The sequence below is a fragment of the Streptococcus mitis genome, from assembly GCF_001579035.1.
GTDB classification, from domain to species: domain Bacteria; phylum Bacillota; class Bacilli; order Lactobacillales; family Streptococcaceae; genus Streptococcus; species Streptococcus mitis_J.
Genome location: NZ_KQ970286.1, coordinates 331,886 through 333,260 on the forward strand (window position 1 = coordinate 331,886; position 1,375 = coordinate 333,260).

3 protein-coding genes are annotated in these 1,375 nt (G+C 39.2%); all 3 read left to right on the forward strand.

The features are described 5' to 3' along the window. Positions 1-166 precede the first annotated feature (166 nt). From rpmI to SMIDD26_RS04080, 3 genes are read left to right on the forward strand one after another with little or no spacing between them, the layout of a single operon-like run. Positions 167-367, forward strand: a complete 201-nt coding sequence (rpmI, locus tag SMIDD26_RS04070) for a 50S ribosomal protein L35 (RefSeq protein ID WP_001125943.1) — start codon at positions 167-169, stop codon at positions 365-367. A gap of 51 nt (positions 368-418) precedes the next feature. Next, positions 419-778, forward strand: a complete 360-nt coding sequence (rplT, locus tag SMIDD26_RS04075; RefSeq protein ID WP_000124834.1) for a 50S ribosomal protein L20 — start codon at positions 419-421, stop codon at positions 776-778. Positions 779-836: 58 nt separating this feature from the next. After that, positions 837-1,217 carry a lactoylglutathione lyase gene (locus SMIDD26_RS04080; protein ID WP_060805662.1) on the forward strand — a complete coding sequence of 127 codons (381 nt, stop codon included), beginning with the start codon at positions 837-839 and terminating at the stop codon, positions 1,215-1,217. Positions 1,218-1,375 lie beyond the last annotated feature (158 nt).

The following is a 1,375-nucleotide window of genomic DNA, read 5'->3' on the forward strand; positions in this document are numbered from 1 at the left end:
ATAAAGAGATTGGTGCAAAAGTTTTAGCCGAGTTTGCTGAAGCAACTCAAGATATTGCAATCATCGAACAACGTGCTAAAATGGATGGACGTCAAATGTTCATGCAATTGGCGCCAGCAACTGACAAAAAATAATTGTCAGAAAGTTAAATAAAGGAGAAAAAATCATGCCAAAACAAAAAACACACCGCGCATCAGCTAAACGTTTCAAACGTACAGGTTCTGGTGGACTTAAACGTTTCCGTGCTTACACTTCTCACCGTTTCCACGGAAAAACTAAGAAACAACGTCGTCATCTTCGTAAAGCATCTATGGTGCATTCAGGAGATTACAAACGTATCAAAGCAATGCTTACTCGCTTGAAATAATAGCTTGACTGTAAGTAAACAATTCTAGGAAATATTTGGAGGAAATAAAACATGGCACGTGTTAAAGGTGGCGTTGTATCACGCAAACGTCGTAAACGTATTCTTAAATTAGCAAAAGGTTACTATGGAGCTAAACACATCTTGTTCCGTACTGCAAAAGAACAAGTAATGAACTCTTACTACTATGCATACCGTGACCGTCGTCAGAAAAAACGTGACTTCCGCAAATTGTGGATCACTCGTATCAATGCGGCAGCTCGTATGAACGGACTTTCATACTCACAATTGATGCATGGTTTGAAATTGGCTGAGATCGAAGTTAACCGTAAAATGCTTGCTGACTTGGCTGTTAACGATGCAGCAGCTTTCACAGCTCTTGCAGATGCAGCTAAAGCAAAGCTTGGTAAATAATAACAGATAAGACTGGAACAGGATTGTCCCAGTCTTTTTAAAAATAAAGGAGAAAAATATGGCTTCAAAAATGCTACATACTTGCTTGCGAGTAGAAAATCTTGAAAAATCAATTGCATTCTATCAAGATGCTTTTGGTTTTAAAGAATTGCGTCGCAGAGATTTTCCAGACCATGCCTTCACGATTGTCTATCTAGGTCTTGAGGGTGATGACTATGAGTTGGAGTTGACTTATAACTACGATCACGGTCCGTATGTGGTTGGAGATGGCTTTGCCCATATCGCCCTCAGTACACCTGATCTTGAGGCGCTTCATCAAGAGCATAGTGCCAAAGGTTATGAAGTTACTGAGCCAAATGGCCTACCAGGAACTGCACCTAACTATTACTTTGTCAAAGACCCTGATGGCTACAAAATCGAAGTTATTCGTGAAAAATAATCTCGTCAAGTCAAGTAGAATGTTCGTTTTCTACTTGACTTTTTTTAGCTGAAAGAGTATACTAATAAAAATTTAACCTTTAAGGGGAGTCCAGAGAGACTCACAAGGTGTCGGATAAAAGAATAGTACAATTTTCTAGAAGAGACTTTTTGAGTGTG